Below are 15,322 nucleotides of genomic sequence, written 5' to 3' on the forward strand. Positions count from 1 at the left end.
GCTATATTTATTGAGGATATGTATGACGATTACCACAGTAACGAGCCGTAAGCTTTTACCAACTACTTTAGCTGTTGCACTTGCAGGATTGTTAATGGTGTCGGGCTGTACAAAGCAAGCCGATGAAGACACCAATGCTGCGACAGAAACGCAAACAGAAGTAGCAAACACAGAGACAGCGGATAATTCAGAGATGACTGCTGCCGAAAAAGCACATATTGATAGATTGATTATCAGTTATGCAAATATGGCACACGCCGCTTATAAAGATTCGTTGGACACGGCCAAAGCGCTACAAACTGCGGTAGAAACATACGTGGCCACTCCAACACAAGAAAACCTTGATGCTGCAAAGGCTGCCTATAAAGCAGCACGCCAACCATATTCACAAACTGAGATTTTCCGTTTCGATGAAGGCTTTGTGACTGCCAATGATAAACGTGCTATCAACAGCATCGATAGCTGGGAAGGGCAGATCAATGCTTGGCCACTTGATGAAGCGCTGATTGATTATGTTGGTGACGACTATGAAGGCGAATATAACAGCCAAGAGAATATCATCAATAGCGACAGCATTACTGTCGGTAGTATCAAGCAAGATACCAGTACAATCACACCTGAGCTACTCGCAGAAATGAATGAAATCGGTGGTAGTGAAGCCAACGTAACGACTGGCTATCATGCGATTGAGTTTATGCTGTGGGGTCAAGACAACAACGGTGTGAAAGAAGGTGCAGGTAATCGCCCAGTCACTGACTATGCGACTGAAGCCGGACAGTGTACTAGTGGTGAGACCGCCAATGAAGATGCCAGTATCTGTGAGCGCCGTGGTGAGTTCTTAACTGCTGCAACTCAACTATTAGTTGATGATTTGACCGCGATGGAAGCCCAGTGGCAGCCTGATACTGAAAATACCTTGCGTAGTGATTTGATAGCGCGTAAATATGACAATGGTCTGCGCCAAATTATGTATCAAATGGGCAGCTTAGCATTAGGTGAGCTTGCGTCTGAGCGTATGCAGGTCGCTTTTGTTACTGGCTCTACTGAAGATGAGCACGAATGCTTTAGTGATTTGACTCATTTGAGCTATGCCAATAATGCGCGCGGTATTCAAAACGTCTTTAATGGTAGCTATACAACAGTCGCTGGTAAGACAGTGGGCGGCTACGGTATCAAAGATTATCTGACGGATAACGGCCACACAGAAGCTGCTGATAAATTGGCTGCTGAGTTCAACAAAGTAGAAGGCGCGTTTAACGTTATCGTTGAAAAAGGCGAAAAAGACGGCATCAAGATTGACCAGATGATTGCAACTGTTGGTCAAGCCAGCCAAGAAGGTATCTCTGCTGAAGAACAAAACGTCCGTCGCGGATGGGTTGAAGCGGGTATCACTAGCTTACAAGAGCTGACCGCCAGCATCGAAAACGCTGCAAAAGCAGTTGGAATTGATAATCTAGATGCAGATGCCGGGTCACAGTTTTAAGAAAAATTTAAGCTAGCGGTCCTTATCTATAAGCTAGCGGCACTTATTTAAAAGCCTTTCATTGGCTTTGCGACGTTTTATTAGTCGTTATAGGTCAGTAACCGCTGTTTATTAGATACTTAGATTAGATATAATACGTGCGTTGTCAGCCACCGTTGGCAACGCATTTTTACGAGCATTAAATAAGCCAATTGGCCGGTGTACCATTTCATTATATGTCGATAAGCAATGATTGTGACGACATATAATGAGATGGTATGACAAAATTTTAATGGTTCTACTCTAGCGCTAAGGCACTGAATTTCTATGAACGCCAATTATGTTAACCCTTCTGACTCTCCTCTTGCTACTCAAATCCTACGACATATACCCTCTAAGCTTGCGCTAATTATCGCCAGTGCAATGGCTATCAGTGCGTGTCAACCATCTGATAGCGTTTCTGACGACACTTCTAACAATGTTTCTGATAACACTTCAGAGCAGGCCTCAAATAATGAAAGCAGCAGTGAAAACAGCCAAGCGCTGTCATCTGAACACGCCAAAAATATAGAAACACTGGCGGGCGTGCCGATGCAGCAACTGGTGAGCTTTGACCCTCAAGAGATCAAGCAAGGCGGTGACTCTGGTATTAGCATTAGCAGTGCTGAGAGCTACTCGAAGCCCTCATCAAACCTAGCTGCTTCTCGTAAAGGGGCATTCTTTATTGGTAACGCGTTTTTCAAGCAGCCGTGGGTCGTCGCACCTGCTAGTACTGATAGTCGTGATGGACTGGGCGCATTATTCAATGTGGCCGCTTGCCAGTCTTGTCATGTCAAAGATGGGCGAGGTCATGCGCCGATGACTGCCGATGACGATGCTGATAGTTTATTGATTCGTCTGTCTATGCCAGCGACGACCGATGAGCAGCGCCAGCAGCTACAGGATTCGCTGATTGAAAAGGTGGCTCATCCTATGTATGGTGGCCAGCTACAAGATCGTGGTATTCAGGGCGTGCCTGCTGAAGCGAGAATTGCGGTGCAGTGGACAGACACACCAGTTACCTTTGCTGACGGATATGTCGAGACGCTGCGTGCACCAACGTTTAATTTGACCAAACCTGGTTACGGTGCTTTTGACGATGACATGATGGTATCGCCGCGTGTGGCGCTACCGATGATTGGGCTTGGGCTACTAGAGCAAATACCTGACGATGACATTAAAAAGCAAGCCAGCGACAGTAGTAATGGTGATATCAGTGGTAAATTTAACTGGGTGACGGATCCACAAACGGGCAAGCGTGCGCTTGGACGATTTGGGTGGAAAGCGGGTCAAACCAAGCTGATTACTCAGAACCAAAGTGCCTTTAATGAAGACATGGGTCTGACGTCGAACATCCGTCCTAATGAGTCATGTATGCCAACGCAGACCGCATGCCTAAATGCAGCGACAGGTGCTGATGAACAGGGCAATGGTAAATCACCTGTTGAAGTAAACGATGAGGTTGCTAAATTTGTAGAGTTTTATACTCGCAATCTAGCAGTGCCGCATCGCCGTAATGCAGATGATAAGCTTGTGCTAGCGGGAAAAAAGCGTTTTTATGACATGGGTTGTCAAAGCTGTCATACGCCAAGATATCAGTTGCCAAAAACTGACGATGATCATCTTGAGCAGCATGGACAAGTGATTTATCCTTACACAGATTTGCTGTTGCACGATATGGGCGATGATCTCGCTGATCGTACGATTGCTGGCAAACTACCACCGAAAAGTGCCCAAGTTGAATTTTTAGCCAACTCTTATGAATGGCGTACGCCAGCACTTTGGGGCGTAGGGCTTGCTCAGACAGTTGATCCTCAAGCGACGTTTTTACATGATGGCCGTGCACGTACGTTGATGGAAGCGGTTTTATGGCATGGCGGAGAAGCCGAAAAGCAAAAGCAACAAGTATTAAAGTTAGACAAACAAGGTCGCGCAGAGCTTAATGCGTTCCTAAAGTCGCTGTAATAAAATCATTGTAATAAAGTCGCTATTATAAAATCAGTATAAAAACGCTATAAATTACTACCTACAACATTACCGAGAAACCTATGAAAATAAACCACGCTTTGGCAATGGCGCTATCTGCATTGAGTGCTGGACTGCTGATCAGTTGTGTCAAACCTGCCGATGACAACAAAACTGCAGATGTAGACAGCCAAAAAGTTGTGCAAGACAGTGCAGCTACTGACAGCTCAGTAGAAAACAGCAAAGAAAGTACTGAGCAAATCGTTGCAGTAGATATCAGTCCTGAGACTGCAAAAACGTATTTGACGCATGTGGCAGACGATATCGTGATTCCTGCGTATGCTGATGCAGCTAAGCAAAGCGATCTGTTGAACGAATTGGCGCAGAAACATTGTACCCAAGCGCCAGTAAGTGGCGATGAGCTACAAGCATTACGTGCGCAGTGGCTAGTGTTGGCACAAGCATGGTCAAGTGCTGAGATGGTCAACTTTGGTCCTGCGACTGCTAGCATGAGCAATCTATACATCAACTACTATCCTGACGAGCGCGGACTCGTACATAGTGGCGTGGCTGACTTAATCGCTGCCAATCCAAAACTAACGCCAGAGCAACTTGCTGGCGAGAGCGCTATCGTACAAGGCGTGCCAGGATTAGAAGAGGCTTTGTTTGCCAATGACAGTTTAGACGCTGGTCAGTGTGCTTACGTGATTAGTGCCAGTAGTGCGTTGAGCACGCGTCTAAAAGACATCGAGAAAAACTGGCAGCAAAACGCGACTGATTTATTGGCGATAGACAAAACAGCAGAGAGCGATAGAGGCCTAAATCAGTGGATTAACTCTCTACTATCATTGATTGAGACCATGAAGTCTAATGCCATTGATCAGCCACTCGGTCTGACAGGTAAAGCAAAAGGTCATTTACCTGCTGCTACTGCTGGACAAAGCCGCGCTATCATCAATGCTAAGTTAGATACTATCAATAAAGCCATGACTGACCCAGTACTGACGGCTATTCTTGGTAGCAATGATGAAAACAAGGTTTCGGATAATCTATCAACTGCACTTGCTGATACGACTGCATTATTAGCACAAATGCCAGAAGATTTATCAGAGGCTAGTAAGGACGACCAACAAGCGTTGTATGATCATCTGACTGATGTCACTCGTCTGATTAAACGCCAGTTAATCCCAGCACTTGGTATCCGTGTGGGGTTTAATAGCACTGATGGCGATTAGACAATGTCTACTATCGAAGCGAGTACAGCAACGTCAGCAGCCCAGACTCATGACCAGATGAATAGGTCTAATCGGTCTGGGAGAACTTCGTCAACTCATGAGCTTTTGACGACTTCAGTGCTGACAGCAGTTGGTACGGCGGCGCTGGTCGGTATTCACCATCGTTATCGTAAGCAGCAGCATCCAGATGCCAGTCTACAAGATTATGTGGAGGGTATTCGTACGCAACTGCAGGTATTACGAGCTGGTCCTGATTCAACGCCGAAGCTTTCACGCTTGCGCTATGCTTGTGAGCAAGCAGCGGCAACATGGAAGCAGGCTTATCATGCTGTAGGTGACGATAAAAGTAACACGCCTGACTTTGCTGCTGTGCATACAACAACGATGCTAGCACGACCAGTCAGCTGGGTCAGTGGCGTCGCATCACTGCCAAAAGATCAGAACTCATCAAGCCAAAATGAGCATGACTTTGGTGTGGTAGGTATTGATGCTGACAGACAAATCGTTTGGCAAACGACTATGCCTGAGCGTGTCCACGACATCGTTGTTCAGCCTCTGCCTGTCAATATATCTCAAGCTCAGCATAGCCATGTGGATCAAAGACGTGATGTCGTGGTCATGGGTCGCCGTCCAAGCGAAAGATTCTGGGTGCTTAATACGTCAAGTGGGCAAGTACAACATGCGATCAAAGCTGACCTAAATCGCCATTTTTATGGTCATGCTTGCTATAGCTTAGATGGTAGCCTGCTCTACGTAACTGAGAATGACACAGTGAGTCTGGCAGGTAAAATTGGTATCTATGATGCCAATGATGCTTATAAAAAAGTAGCAGAATTTGACTCATATGGTATCGGCCCGCATGAGCTGATTATGCATCCTGATAGCGAAACGCTCGTCATTGCAAATGGTGGTATCAAAACCGAGCAGGCCTCACGCGAAGAGCTAAATCTAGATACCATGCGACCATCACTGGTTTATCTGAATCGTCATGATGGCACATTGCTTGAGCAAGTGACTCCAGAGCATAATCAGATGAGTGTGCGCCACTTAGCCATGCACGATGACGGCACAGTGATGATCGGTATTCAGTTCCAAGGTGAAAAACATATCAATGTACCGTTAGTACTGACTCATAAACGTGGTGACGCCAGTTTTACACCACTCACTATGCCAAACAATCAATGGCAACGCTTTCACCAATATATCGCTAGCGTGGCGGTAGATAGTGAGTGTAACTTACTGTGTGTGACCACACCGATTGGCGGCTGTGCGGCAATTTATGATTTACATACTCGCAAGCTGATTGATGATGTAAGTCTGCCAGATTGTGCAGGGGCTTCGGTGTTAGCTAATTCTAATGCTTCAATGAGTAAAATTGATAAACATACCGAGCCGACAGGGTTTATTGTCAGTGATGGTCAAGGTCAGTTAACCGCGTTAAGAGTAAATGCTTTATCAGAAGTAAATTTGGACGTAAAAGAAGTTGAACGTCATGAACGGATTATCAAAGACAGTCAACTGCATATGATGTCGTTTGACAACCATTTGCAAACACTGTGACACATGACGTTCAACAAGAGCGACAGACGAACAGGCATGGCTATTAATAATGACTATTTAGATACTGTCAGACAGCAGCTTGGGCAAGCAGGCATCGAGCTACATATCAGTAAGAAGCGTGTTAAAAATATCAATTTTCGCTTAAAGCCTCATACGTTGATGGTCTCTGCACCAATGCATGTCAGCGCATTACAAATGTTGCATGCTGTTGCTAAGCGGGTGCCTTGGGCTATTGCAAATCACCCGCAGGTATTAGAACAGTATAGACGTAGACAGAATACTTCGTCAGACATTTCAGCTGCTAATAATTCAGTTCTATTATGGGGTGCAGAGCAATCATTTACGCTCAGTCCTGATAAAAAAGTTACCTATTATCGGCAACAACTCTCCGAAGTCACACCTGCACTATTTGATAAGTGGCAGCCAATCGTTGGCACTTATGCCAATGAAATACGATTGAAAAAAATGCACACGCGTTGGGGCAGCTGCAACACGCGCGCAAAACGAATTTGGCTATCAGTCTATCTTCCTGCCTATCCTATTGAATGCACCGAATACGTAATCGTTCATGAGCTGTGCCACTTGCATCATGCCAACCATAGCCGAGCGTTTTGGCAAACGGTTGCAACAGCGATGCCAGATTATTTGCAATGGCATAATACCCTAGCGGGCAAGACAGGGCAGCTGGACTAAACGTATCATCTAAGTATCTAACTATCTAAATAGCCCTAATAAATATCTCGATATCATCTGCGTAACATTCATTATGCTGAGCAACAAGTCCTATTTTTATTATCATTTTTAAAATAAGGACACACCTGGATAAGCCTGATATTATAAGAAATAACGGTACAAATCGTGTCGTTTAATTAACAAGTTTATATACAGGGATGTCATATGGAAAACGTCAACCAGGCGGAGTTTTGGCAACAGCGTTATGAGAAGAACAGCATCGGTTGGGATATGGGGCAGGTATCACCACCGCTCAAAGCTTATATTGACCAGTTACCTGAGAGTGCAAAAAATCAGGCGATATTAGTGCCAGGTGCAGGTAATGCTTATGAAGTGGGCTACTTATATGAGCAAGGTTTTACCAATGTCACGCTGGTTGACTTTGCCCCTGCACCGATTGAGACGTTTGCAGAGCGCTATCCTGGTTTTCCTTCTGAACACCTGATCTGTGCGGATTTTTTTAGCTTGTCAGCTGAGCAACATCAATTTGATTGGATACTTGAGCAGACGTTTTTTTGCGCGATCAATCCATCGAGACGTGATGAATACGTGCAGCAGATGGCGAGGCTGTTAAAGCCACAAGGCAAATTAGTTGGGTTGTTGTTTGACACGGATTTTGGACGGGAAGAGCCACCGTTTGGCGGCAGCAAGGAAGATTACCAACAGCGTTTTCAAAGTCATTTTGATATCGATATTATGGAACCCAGCTATAATTCACATCCTGCGCGGCAGGGTAGTGAGCTATTTATAAAGCTGCAAGCAAAGTGAGCTCGCGCTTGATATTATCTCGAGCTTGCGTTTCTAACTGATTATAGTAATGGTCAGTCAGATAGAGTTTGGGATGTGCTAGTAATCCTTGTAACACTGCAATGCGCCCATCACGGTAGTTGTCATCTGCGATATGCTTATATTCTTGACGTATTGCCTTTGCATACTGCTCATATGCAGTCCACGGCGCGCCCAAGATACTTAAATCCATATCTAACAGATATGCCGCATCGTTATATTTGTCACTGGCTACCAACGTATCTATCTGATGATTAGCGGTCATCATAATGAGAGCGTGAATCTGTTGGTATTGCTCTGGACTGAGATAAGGGCTCAAGGTATCTGTTGCAAATTCTGCACTTCTCAACTCGTTGTCGGAGCATGTTGGGTCGTATATCACATCATGATAGTACAGTGCCAATGCAATGATATGCGGCTCAGACAGATGGTGCTTAATACTTTCAAACTCTACCAATAACTGCTCAATGTGATTGAGTGTATGATAAGCACGTTGTGGTTCGCCATAGTGCGTCACGATATCCTGCCACAGCCTATCTATTTGCTTTGGCGAGATAGCACTGGTCATAGCTGACAGATGCTGTGTAAAGCATTTGCCAAGCTCATCATGTTTATATGAGACAGTTTTCATATGTCGTTTTTCACTATGACCGTGGTAAAAATGGTTTGATTATTCTTTGTTAGCCACTGCATCTTTAAATGCTTTGTTGAATACATCACCCAGCAAGCTAACATCATCGACACGCGCATAGTTCAGACGGGTGACAAAGGCAATATGGCGATGCGGCCCGTCTTCAGCCAATGGTATGGCGACGGCATTTTGGTTTTGCAGGTGTAGCTGATCGAGCGCCATTTCAGGTACTAGCGTCGTGCCCATATTGGCAAGCGCCATTTGAATCAAAGTATTTAGACTGGCATCTGAGAAGCTTGATTTCATTTGTGCACGGTCAAAATGACAGACAGACAGCGTCTGGTCGGTTAGGCAATGACCTTCACCAAGTAACATCAGGTTGGCAGTCGCCAGTTCATCAGCATTGATGGTATCAAGCTTGGCATGGATGTCGTCCTTTGGGAACACGGCAAAGAAGTCTTCACTCCAAAACTCAAAACTATGTAGCCCATCTACCGCATAAGGTAGCGCAATAATAGCGGTGTCGATATGACCGTAGCGTACCTGTTCAAGCAAACGCTCTGTCTGTTGTTCGACGATGGTCATGCGGAATTCTGGATACTGAGCACGCAGGGCTGGTAGAACCTTTGGCAGCAAGTAAGGTGCAATCGTCGGAATGATACCGACAGTCATAGGATAGGCAAGTGGCGTCTGATGGCTATGAGCACGTGTGGTCAAATCACTCACTTCAGAAAACACTCGCTGCGCCCGTGTGAGGATGTCTTGACCGATAGGGGTAATCAACACCTGCTTATTATTACGCTCAAAAATCTGAGTATCTAGCTGTTTTTCTAATTCTGCGATACCCAAACTCAGTGCAGACTGCGAGATATTGCAATCTTCTGCTGCACGTTTAAAATGACGATGTTTGGCGACGGCTAGGGCAAACTCAAGTTGTCGTAAAGTAATCATAAAACCTCTCTGTTAGTGGGTTTTTAATGCAATTTATTATGTTTGGTCAACCTTTATAAGGTAGCAAATCACCAATTAAGCACCAATGATAAAATGTAGAGATAATAGTTTAACAAGTTTAATAAAACAAAACATCACATTAAAAACTTTTAACTGGATTAACCGTAGAATTCGCGTATAGTTTGTCAGGTAGCCCAGAGAGCTAGAGGGCTAATTGAAAAAACCATATAAATAATTTCCAATTTACTTAACTATAGAGGAGCCAACCATGGCGTCTATCATCAATCAAGAAATCCCAGAATTTTCAGCAGATGCATACGTAAACGGTGAGTTCAAAACCATCACTTCAGAAGACGTAAAAGGCAACTGGGCGATTTTCCTATTTTATCCAGCTGATTTCACGTTCGTTTGCCCAACTGAGCTAGAAGACATGGCCGCTCATTATGACGAGCTAAAAGGTCTTGGTGTTGAAGTATACTCAGTATCTACTGACACGCATTTCACGCACAAAGCATGGCATGATTCTTCAGAAGCTATCGGTAAAGTACAATACCCAATGATCGGCGATCCTACTGGTAAAATCACTCGTGGCTTCAACGTCATGATTGAAGAAGCAGGCTTGGCTGAGCGCGGTACGTTCTTAGTAGATCCTGATGGCTTGATCCAAGTCGCTGAAATCCATGCTGGCGGTATCGGCCGTAGTGCAAAAGATATGCTACGTAAAGTGAAAGCAGCACAGTATGTTCGTGAAAACGACGGCGAAGTTTGCCCAGCAGCTTGGGAACAAGGCGGCGACACATTGAAGCCAAGTCTTGACCTAGTTGGTAAAATCTAAGTAGATATTTCATACTTAGATAAAAGTAGCGCTGTATCTTAAACGTCTGATTTAAGTCAGTGCTACAAATAAAGACCCCATTAACATAAGTTGATGGGGTCTTTTTACGTCTTAAGCATAGATATTGTTAGTATTATTTTTCAGCATATCTCTAAGTATAGACGCAATATTAAGCGCGAGACTGTGCTTTATTTTTATCAATGGTTTTATAGATCTCGTCCTTAAGCTGTAGCTTTCGTCGTTTCATCTGTTCGATTTCTTCGTCGCGACTGGCATGCTTGACCACATCGTTTTCAAGCTTATTAATTTGCCTATCTAGAGTCGTATGCTCGTCAAAGATACTCGCAAAATGCGTGTCCTTTTGTTTTAACTCATCGATAATATCACTGTGATCTTGCCATGTGTCTGTCATTGTCATGTTGTCATCCTTGTTATTTAGTGCAAGCTTAGAATAAGCGTAAGCACGTTATGGTTAAGACGCTTATGATGGTGAGACTTTTTTTGGAAGGGGTGAAAGTTTAATGGTAATAAAGGTAGTTACTTCACGATATTGATAATGCATATTGCTATCCATACCATTCGATTGTAGCGAAAAAATAGACCATGTACCATCACTATCATTTGTTTGTGTATTTGTATTTAATTATTTAAAGCAATAAACGATTAGTTTTATAAAACATAAAGTTTGAGTTTCTCAGCTTGCCGAAACTCGCTAAACGCTTGATAATAGACACATCAAAGGGCAAGAGCCCACTATATATAACCTTTTATACAAAATTATCAACACCAACTATTTCATATTTAGACGCGTAGCATGACAGCTGCCGTTACATATTCAGTCATAATGAGGAACAAACATGATAGATCAAAATTTATTAGATGCCGTTAAGAGCTATAGCGAAAACATGACACGTCCAATTACCTTTGTATTGGGTAATGGTACGCATGCGAAACGTGCAGAATTGGTAGATTTTTTGACCAAGATTGCTGGAACAACAGACAAAATCAACTTCGATGCAGAAGCAACTGACGATAGTTTGCCAAGTGCGATTAGTTTTAAAGTAGTCAGTCACATTGATGGCGCATCAAACGACACTGGTATCGTATTCAGCGGTATCCCAGGTGGTCATGAATTTACGTCATTGATTTTGGCGATTCTGCAAGCGGGTGGTCATACGCTAAAGTTGGATGAAGGTATCCAAAAGCTAGTTAAGCGCTTTAATAAGCCGCTACAGTTCCAGACCTACGTGTCATTGTCATGCCATAGCTGCCCAGAAGTCGTTCAAGCATTGAACCAATTCGCGCTATTAAACGATGGTATCAGCAATGAAATGATTGATGGTGCATTGTTCCAAGAGCAAGTAGAAGCGAATAAAATCCAAGGTGTACCAGCTGTATTTTTGAACGGTAAACCATTTGCTAACGGCTTAATCGACACTGCTAAATTGATCGGAAAATTGCAAGAGCAGTTCCCTGATCTGTTGTCAGAAGTAGAAGACGATGCTGAGCAATTAGAGCAGCAAGACGTTACTATCATTGGTGCTGGCCCTGCAGGTGTGGCTGCTGCCATCTATACAGCGCGTAAAGGCTTAAAAGTTACAATGGTCGCTGACCGTATCGGTGGACAGGTAAAAGATACGCAAGACATTGAGAACTTGATTTCAGTACCGCTAACCAACGGTACAGATTTATCGACCAACTTTGTCAAGCACTTGGCCGAATACAACATCACGCTAAAAGAGCATGTGAGCGTTAAAGAAATCGGCGAGACTGAAGAAGAGAACTACAGTATCCATCTAAATACTGGTGAGACGTTCGAGACTCGTAGTATTATCTTGGCGACAGGTGCTCAGTGGAGAAAGCTTGGCGTACCGGGTGAAGAAGAAAATATCGGTAAAGGTGTGGCTTTCTGTGCGCATTGTGATGGTCCATTCTTTAAAGGTAAAGACATCTCAGTGATCGGCGGTGGTAACTCAGGCGTGGAAGCAGCACTAGATTTGGCAGGTATCGTCAATCACGTTACTGTACTCGAGTTCGCTGACGAGTTAAAAGCTGACCAAGTACTGATCAACAAAGCTAAAGAAAAAACCAACATCGAGTTTATTACGGGTGCAGCGACGCAAGAGATCAAAGCGACTGATGGCAAAGTATCGTCTATCGTCTACCAAGATCGCAGCACAGGTGAGACTCATGAGCGTGATTTATCAGGGGTGTTTGTACAGATTGGTTTAGTGCCAAACACTGGATTCATCAAAGGCTTCGTTGATCTAAACCGCTTTGGTGAGATCGAAATCGATGAGCGCTGCCGTACAGATCGTAAAGGTATCTTTGCTTGTGGTGACGTAACCACCGTACCATTTAAGCAGATTAACATTGCGATGGGTGAAGGTAGTAAAGCAGCATTGTCAGCCTTTGAATACCTAGTCATGCAGTAAGCTGTTCAGTTTAGTTTCAGTATAAAAGGCCACCTCGGTTGAGGTGGTTTTTTTATGCTATCGCATAAATACGTCTCTATAGAACAAACCCTAATATTTAAGGAATAGCCATTTGTGTGAGCCAATAACCCGATTTCACTCAGAAAATATCAGTATTTACGTTACAAATTCGACATTTGCATTACAAACTCGTGTTGTTGATGCAATAATGTATGCAATAAAACCTATCATAGCGTCATGAACTATAAGGAAAGTAGGCATGGAATACATTGAAGATTTTTTCGCCCTAATCGGGGATCTAACGTGGGGCTGGGCGCTCGTGCCTATGCTAATTATCTTTGGTTTATTATTTACCATCGTAGGTAGGTTCGCTCAGTTTAGATATTTTAAACGTATGTTCCGTGTGTTCAAAACGGATGAGGTAGGAGACGACGGAATCTCTGCCCGTCAGGCGTTGCTCGTTTCTATCGGTGGACGTGTAGGCGGCGGTAACATTGCTGGTGTTGCGGTTGCAATCTCTTTAGGGGGGCCGGGAGCGGTATTCTGGATGTGGGTTGTGGCCTTAATTGGCATGATGACCAGCATTGTTGAGTGTAGCTTAGCCCAGCTTTACAAGCGTAGAGACAATGATGGTAACTTTCGCGGTGGCCCTGCGACCTATATTTTACATGGGTTAGGTAAAGACTATCGCTGGCTTGCTGTTATTTATGCGATCTCGCTACTACTGTCTTTTTCTATCGGGTTTGTGGCGTTCCAAGGCAACACGGTAGCAGGCTCAGCGCTTGAAAGCTTTGGGATTGATCGCTGGATAACGGGTGTAGTACTGGTAATTGCAGGTGGATTTATTGTCTTTGGCGGTATTCAGCGCATTGCAAAAGTAGCCGACGTTGTCATTCCCGTTATGGCATTAATCTATATCAGTATGGCACTTATTATTATTGCATTTAACTTTACAGAACTGCCTGCACTGATGGTAATGATTGTTAAAAATGCTTTTGGCATTGAATCTGTCGTGGGCGGTGGTATTGGTGTGGCGATTGAGCAAGGCATGAAGCGTGGTTTATTCTCTAATGAAGCAGGTTTGGGTTCTGCACCTAATATTGCTGCCACTGCTTACGCTACTCATCCTGTTAGTCAAGGTATCTCGCAGTCACTGTCTGTGTTTATTGATACGATAATCGTATGTAGTGCCACCGCATTTATGATTTTACTGAGCGGCGTGTATCAACCAGGTGCTGAAGTCGATGGTATTGTACTGGCACAGCAGGCGCTAACGACCCAGCTTGGGGATTGGGCGCAGTATATTCTCACCATATCGATATTGTTATTTGCCCTAAGCTCTATCATGTATAACTATTATATGGGTGAAAATGCCATTAATTTCTTGATCAAAAAGAATATCAAAATGGCGACTCTGATTTTGCGAATTGTGGTGATTGCGGTATTATTCTTGGGCGCAGTGGCTCCTGCAGCAACCGCAGTGTTCTTCTTTGCTGATCCGTTGATGGGCGTGCTAGCGCTAGCAAACTTATTGGCCTTGATAATGTTATTTCCGCGAGCTAAGCGTCTACTTGACGACTTTGCAAGTCAGTTAAGATCAGGGGTTAAAGAGCCGTTGTTCGATGCGCAAGAGTATGAAAAGTTGGATCTCGATTTGAGCGCATGGGGTAAAAAAGCAGTAAAAGAGGCATTAGAGCAAAAGCAGTAAAACGTTATGCTCGAAGTCTTATCAAACAAAAAACCACTTTAGCTAAGCTGAAGTGGTTTTTTTATGCAAGATACTATTTATGCCTAAAATGAATGGTTATTCGCCAATACGCCAGCTATCGACATGATCTCGCCTGCTTCATCTTCTTCAATAATTCGAGTCTCTGTCAGTGCTGATTGTTGCCACGCCTGTATGTGTGGATGATTTAACATGGTTTGGCAATACTGCTCGGTCAGTGGCCGCAAAGAAATATCAGACGCATCAGCATAAGTCTGTAATCGCAGCATCACTGGAGCGAAGAATACATCAGCTGCTGTGAAACCTCCGAATAAGAAACTGTCTGCTGAGCGACTTTTTAAACAATCGGCAAAGATGTCTTCGATACGAGTGATATCTGCTAAGCAAGCGCTACTTGGTTGTATCTTAGCCGTTGCTCGTATATTCATCGGCATCTCGTTACGAATACCTGTCAGTCCTGAATGCATCTCAGCCACGATGCTTTGGCAATAGGCGCTATTTATTCTACTTTGATTACTATTGCGTTTTTCAGCGTTAGATTTATCAGTGCCTGTCCAAATATCAATATCCGTAAAGTACTCATTAACATGCATAGCAATCGCTAAGGTGTCCCAAACGGTTACTTTATTATTATCTTCACCATAGACTAAAATAGGCACTTTACCCGTTGGTGAATGCGCTTCGAGCGTTGGACGTGCTGATGGATGAAACAACTCAACAAGCTGCTCATCAAAATCAACATTGAACGCTTTAAGCAATAGCCATGCTCGTAGCGACCAAGATGAGTAGTTTCTATTCCCAATAATTAATAACGGTTTTTCCATCATAGAGTCCTATTAAGCGATAACAGTAGCATTTTATTATGTACTCAATGTTGAGCATTGACCAGTCTATAACCCGAGTCATATTTCTATCATTTAAATTATATTTCAAAAAAATGCCCATCTAATGTTTGGAAGGGCGCT

Annotated in this window: 13 protein-coding genes; 9 read left to right on the plus strand and 4 right to left on the minus strand. The window is 43.8% G+C overall.

Features of this window, described 5'->3' with window-relative positions:
- Positions 1–22 precede the first annotated feature (22 nt).
- The 6 genes from HCZ91_RS01205 to HCZ91_RS01230 all read left to right on the plus strand — a co-directional run bounded on the left by HCZ91_RS01205 (position 23) and on the right by HCZ91_RS01230 (position 7,761).
- Complete coding sequence (locus HCZ91_RS01205; RefSeq protein ID WP_179797516.1) at positions 23–1,483, plus strand: imelysin family protein; 1,461 nt, start codon at positions 23–25, stop codon at positions 1,481–1,483.
- 402 nt (positions 1,484–1,885) lie between these two features.
- Entirely contained in the window at positions 1,886–3,466 is a 1,581-nt protein-coding gene (locus tag HCZ91_RS01210; RefSeq protein ID WP_179797852.1) for a di-heme oxidoredictase family protein, read from the plus strand.
- Between the two features lie 83 nt (positions 3,467–3,549).
- Positions 3,550–4,701 carry an imelysin family protein gene (locus HCZ91_RS01215; RefSeq protein ID WP_179797518.1) on the plus strand — a complete coding sequence of 384 codons (1,152 nt, stop codon included), beginning with the start codon at positions 3,550–3,552 and terminating at the stop codon, positions 4,699–4,701.
- Positions 4,702–4,704: 3 nt separating this feature from the next.
- The gene (locus tag HCZ91_RS01220) at positions 4,705–6,261 is read left to right on the plus strand and encodes a DUF1513 domain-containing protein (RefSeq protein ID WP_179797520.1); all 1,557 of its coding nucleotides are present in this window, start codon (positions 4,705–4,707) and stop codon (positions 6,259–6,261) included.
- A gap of 36 nt (positions 6,262–6,297) precedes the next feature.
- The gene (locus tag HCZ91_RS01225) at positions 6,298–6,954 is read left to right on the plus strand and encodes a YgjP-like metallopeptidase domain-containing protein (protein ID WP_179797522.1); all 657 of its coding nucleotides are present in this window, start codon (positions 6,298–6,300) and stop codon (positions 6,952–6,954) included.
- 204 nt (positions 6,955–7,158) lie between these two features.
- The gene (locus HCZ91_RS01230; RefSeq protein WP_179797523.1) at positions 7,159–7,761 is read left to right on the plus strand and encodes a methyltransferase domain-containing protein; all 603 of its coding nucleotides are present in this window, start codon (positions 7,159–7,161) and stop codon (positions 7,759–7,761) included.
- On the opposite strand, the gene HCZ91_RS01235 is transcribed toward HCZ91_RS01230, so the two are convergent.
- The gene (locus tag HCZ91_RS01235) at positions 7,739–8,410 is read right to left on the minus strand and encodes a hypothetical protein (protein WP_179797526.1); all 672 of its coding nucleotides are present in this window, start codon (positions 8,408–8,410) and stop codon (positions 7,739–7,741) included. The two genes, HCZ91_RS01230 and HCZ91_RS01235, sit on opposite strands and share 23 nt — an antisense overlap.
- Positions 8,411–8,449: 39 nt before the next feature.
- Entirely contained in the window at positions 8,450–9,361 is a 912-nt protein-coding gene (locus HCZ91_RS01240; protein ID WP_057761536.1) for a hydrogen peroxide-inducible genes activator, read from the minus strand.
- Positions 9,362–9,629: 268 nt separating this feature from the next.
- Here HCZ91_RS01240 and ahpC point away from each other — a divergent pair, with 268 nt between their 5' ends.
- Positions 9,630–10,196, plus strand: coding sequence for an alkyl hydroperoxide reductase subunit C (gene ahpC / locus HCZ91_RS01245; RefSeq protein WP_057761534.1), 567 nt, complete (start codon positions 9,630–9,632; stop codon positions 10,194–10,196).
- 169 nt (positions 10,197–10,365) lie between these two features.
- Here ahpC and HCZ91_RS01250 read toward each other — a convergent pair whose 3' ends face one another.
- Positions 10,366–10,614 (minus strand): DUF465 domain-containing protein, encoded by a 249-nt coding sequence (locus HCZ91_RS01250; RefSeq protein WP_057761532.1) that lies wholly within the window; start codon positions 10,612–10,614, stop codon positions 10,366–10,368.
- A 439-nt stretch (positions 10,615–11,053) separates the two neighbouring features.
- Here HCZ91_RS01250 and ahpF point away from each other — a divergent pair, with 439 nt between their 5' ends.
- Together ahpF and HCZ91_RS01260 are read left to right on the plus strand one after the other, a co-directional pair.
- Complete coding sequence (gene ahpF, locus HCZ91_RS01255; protein WP_179797528.1) at positions 11,054–12,631, plus strand: alkyl hydroperoxide reductase subunit F; 1,578 nt, start codon at positions 11,054–11,056, stop codon at positions 12,629–12,631.
- A 259-nt stretch (positions 12,632–12,890) separates the two neighbouring features.
- Positions 12,891–14,339, plus strand: a complete 1,449-nt coding sequence (locus HCZ91_RS01260) for an alanine/glycine:cation symporter family protein (protein ID WP_179797530.1) — start codon at positions 12,891–12,893, stop codon at positions 14,337–14,339.
- 83 nt (positions 14,340–14,422) lie between these two features.
- Here the strand turns inward: HCZ91_RS01260 and HCZ91_RS01265 are convergent, their stop codons facing one another.
- Entirely contained in the window at positions 14,423–15,181 is a 759-nt protein-coding gene (locus HCZ91_RS01265) for a glutathione S-transferase family protein (RefSeq protein WP_179797532.1), read from the minus strand.
- Positions 15,182–15,322 lie beyond the last annotated feature (141 nt).

It is taken from the genome of Psychrobacter sp. BI730 (assembly GCF_013414195.1).
Classification (GTDB): domain Bacteria; phylum Pseudomonadota; class Gammaproteobacteria; order Pseudomonadales; family Moraxellaceae; genus Psychrobacter.

Bases quoted from the DNA above. Each gene is read 5' to 3' on its own strand.
- ahpF (WP_179797528.1), top strand. From the start codon at position 11,054: ATGATAGATCAAAATTTATTAGATGCCGTTAAGAGCTATAGCGAAAAC.
- HCZ91_RS01205 (WP_179797516.1), top strand. From the start codon at position 23: ATGACGATTACCACAGTAACGAGCCGTAAGCTTTTACCAACTACTTTA.
- HCZ91_RS01210 (WP_179797852.1), top strand. From the start codon at position 1,886: ATGGCTATCAGTGCGTGTCAACCATCTGATAGCGTTTCTGACGACACT.
- HCZ91_RS01215 (WP_179797518.1), top strand. From the start codon at position 3,550: ATGAAAATAAACCACGCTTTGGCAATGGCGCTATCTGCATTGAGTGCT.
- HCZ91_RS01230 (WP_179797523.1), top strand. From the start codon at position 7,159: ATGGAAAACGTCAACCAGGCGGAGTTTTGGCAACAGCGTTATGAGAAG.
- HCZ91_RS01265 (WP_179797532.1), bottom strand. From the start codon at position 15,181: ATGGAAAAACCGTTATTAATTATTGGGAATAGAAACTACTCATCTTGG.
- HCZ91_RS01250 (WP_057761532.1), bottom strand. From the start codon at position 10,614: ATGACAATGACAGACACATGGCAAGATCACAGTGATATTATCGATGAG.
- HCZ91_RS01260 (WP_179797530.1), top strand. From the start codon at position 12,891: ATGGAATACATTGAAGATTTTTTCGCCCTAATCGGGGATCTAACGTGG.
- HCZ91_RS01235 (WP_179797526.1), bottom strand. From the start codon at position 8,410: ATGAAAACTGTCTCATATAAACATGATGAGCTTGGCAAATGCTTTACA.
- HCZ91_RS01240 (WP_057761536.1), bottom strand. From the start codon at position 9,361: ATGATTACTTTACGACAACTTGAGTTTGCCCTAGCCGTCGCCAAACAT.
- ahpC (WP_057761534.1), top strand. From the start codon at position 9,630: ATGGCGTCTATCATCAATCAAGAAATCCCAGAATTTTCAGCAGATGCA.
- HCZ91_RS01225 (WP_179797522.1), top strand. From the start codon at position 6,298: ATGGCTATTAATAATGACTATTTAGATACTGTCAGACAGCAGCTTGGG.
- HCZ91_RS01220 (WP_179797520.1), top strand. From the start codon at position 4,705: ATGTCTACTATCGAAGCGAGTACAGCAACGTCAGCAGCCCAGACTCAT.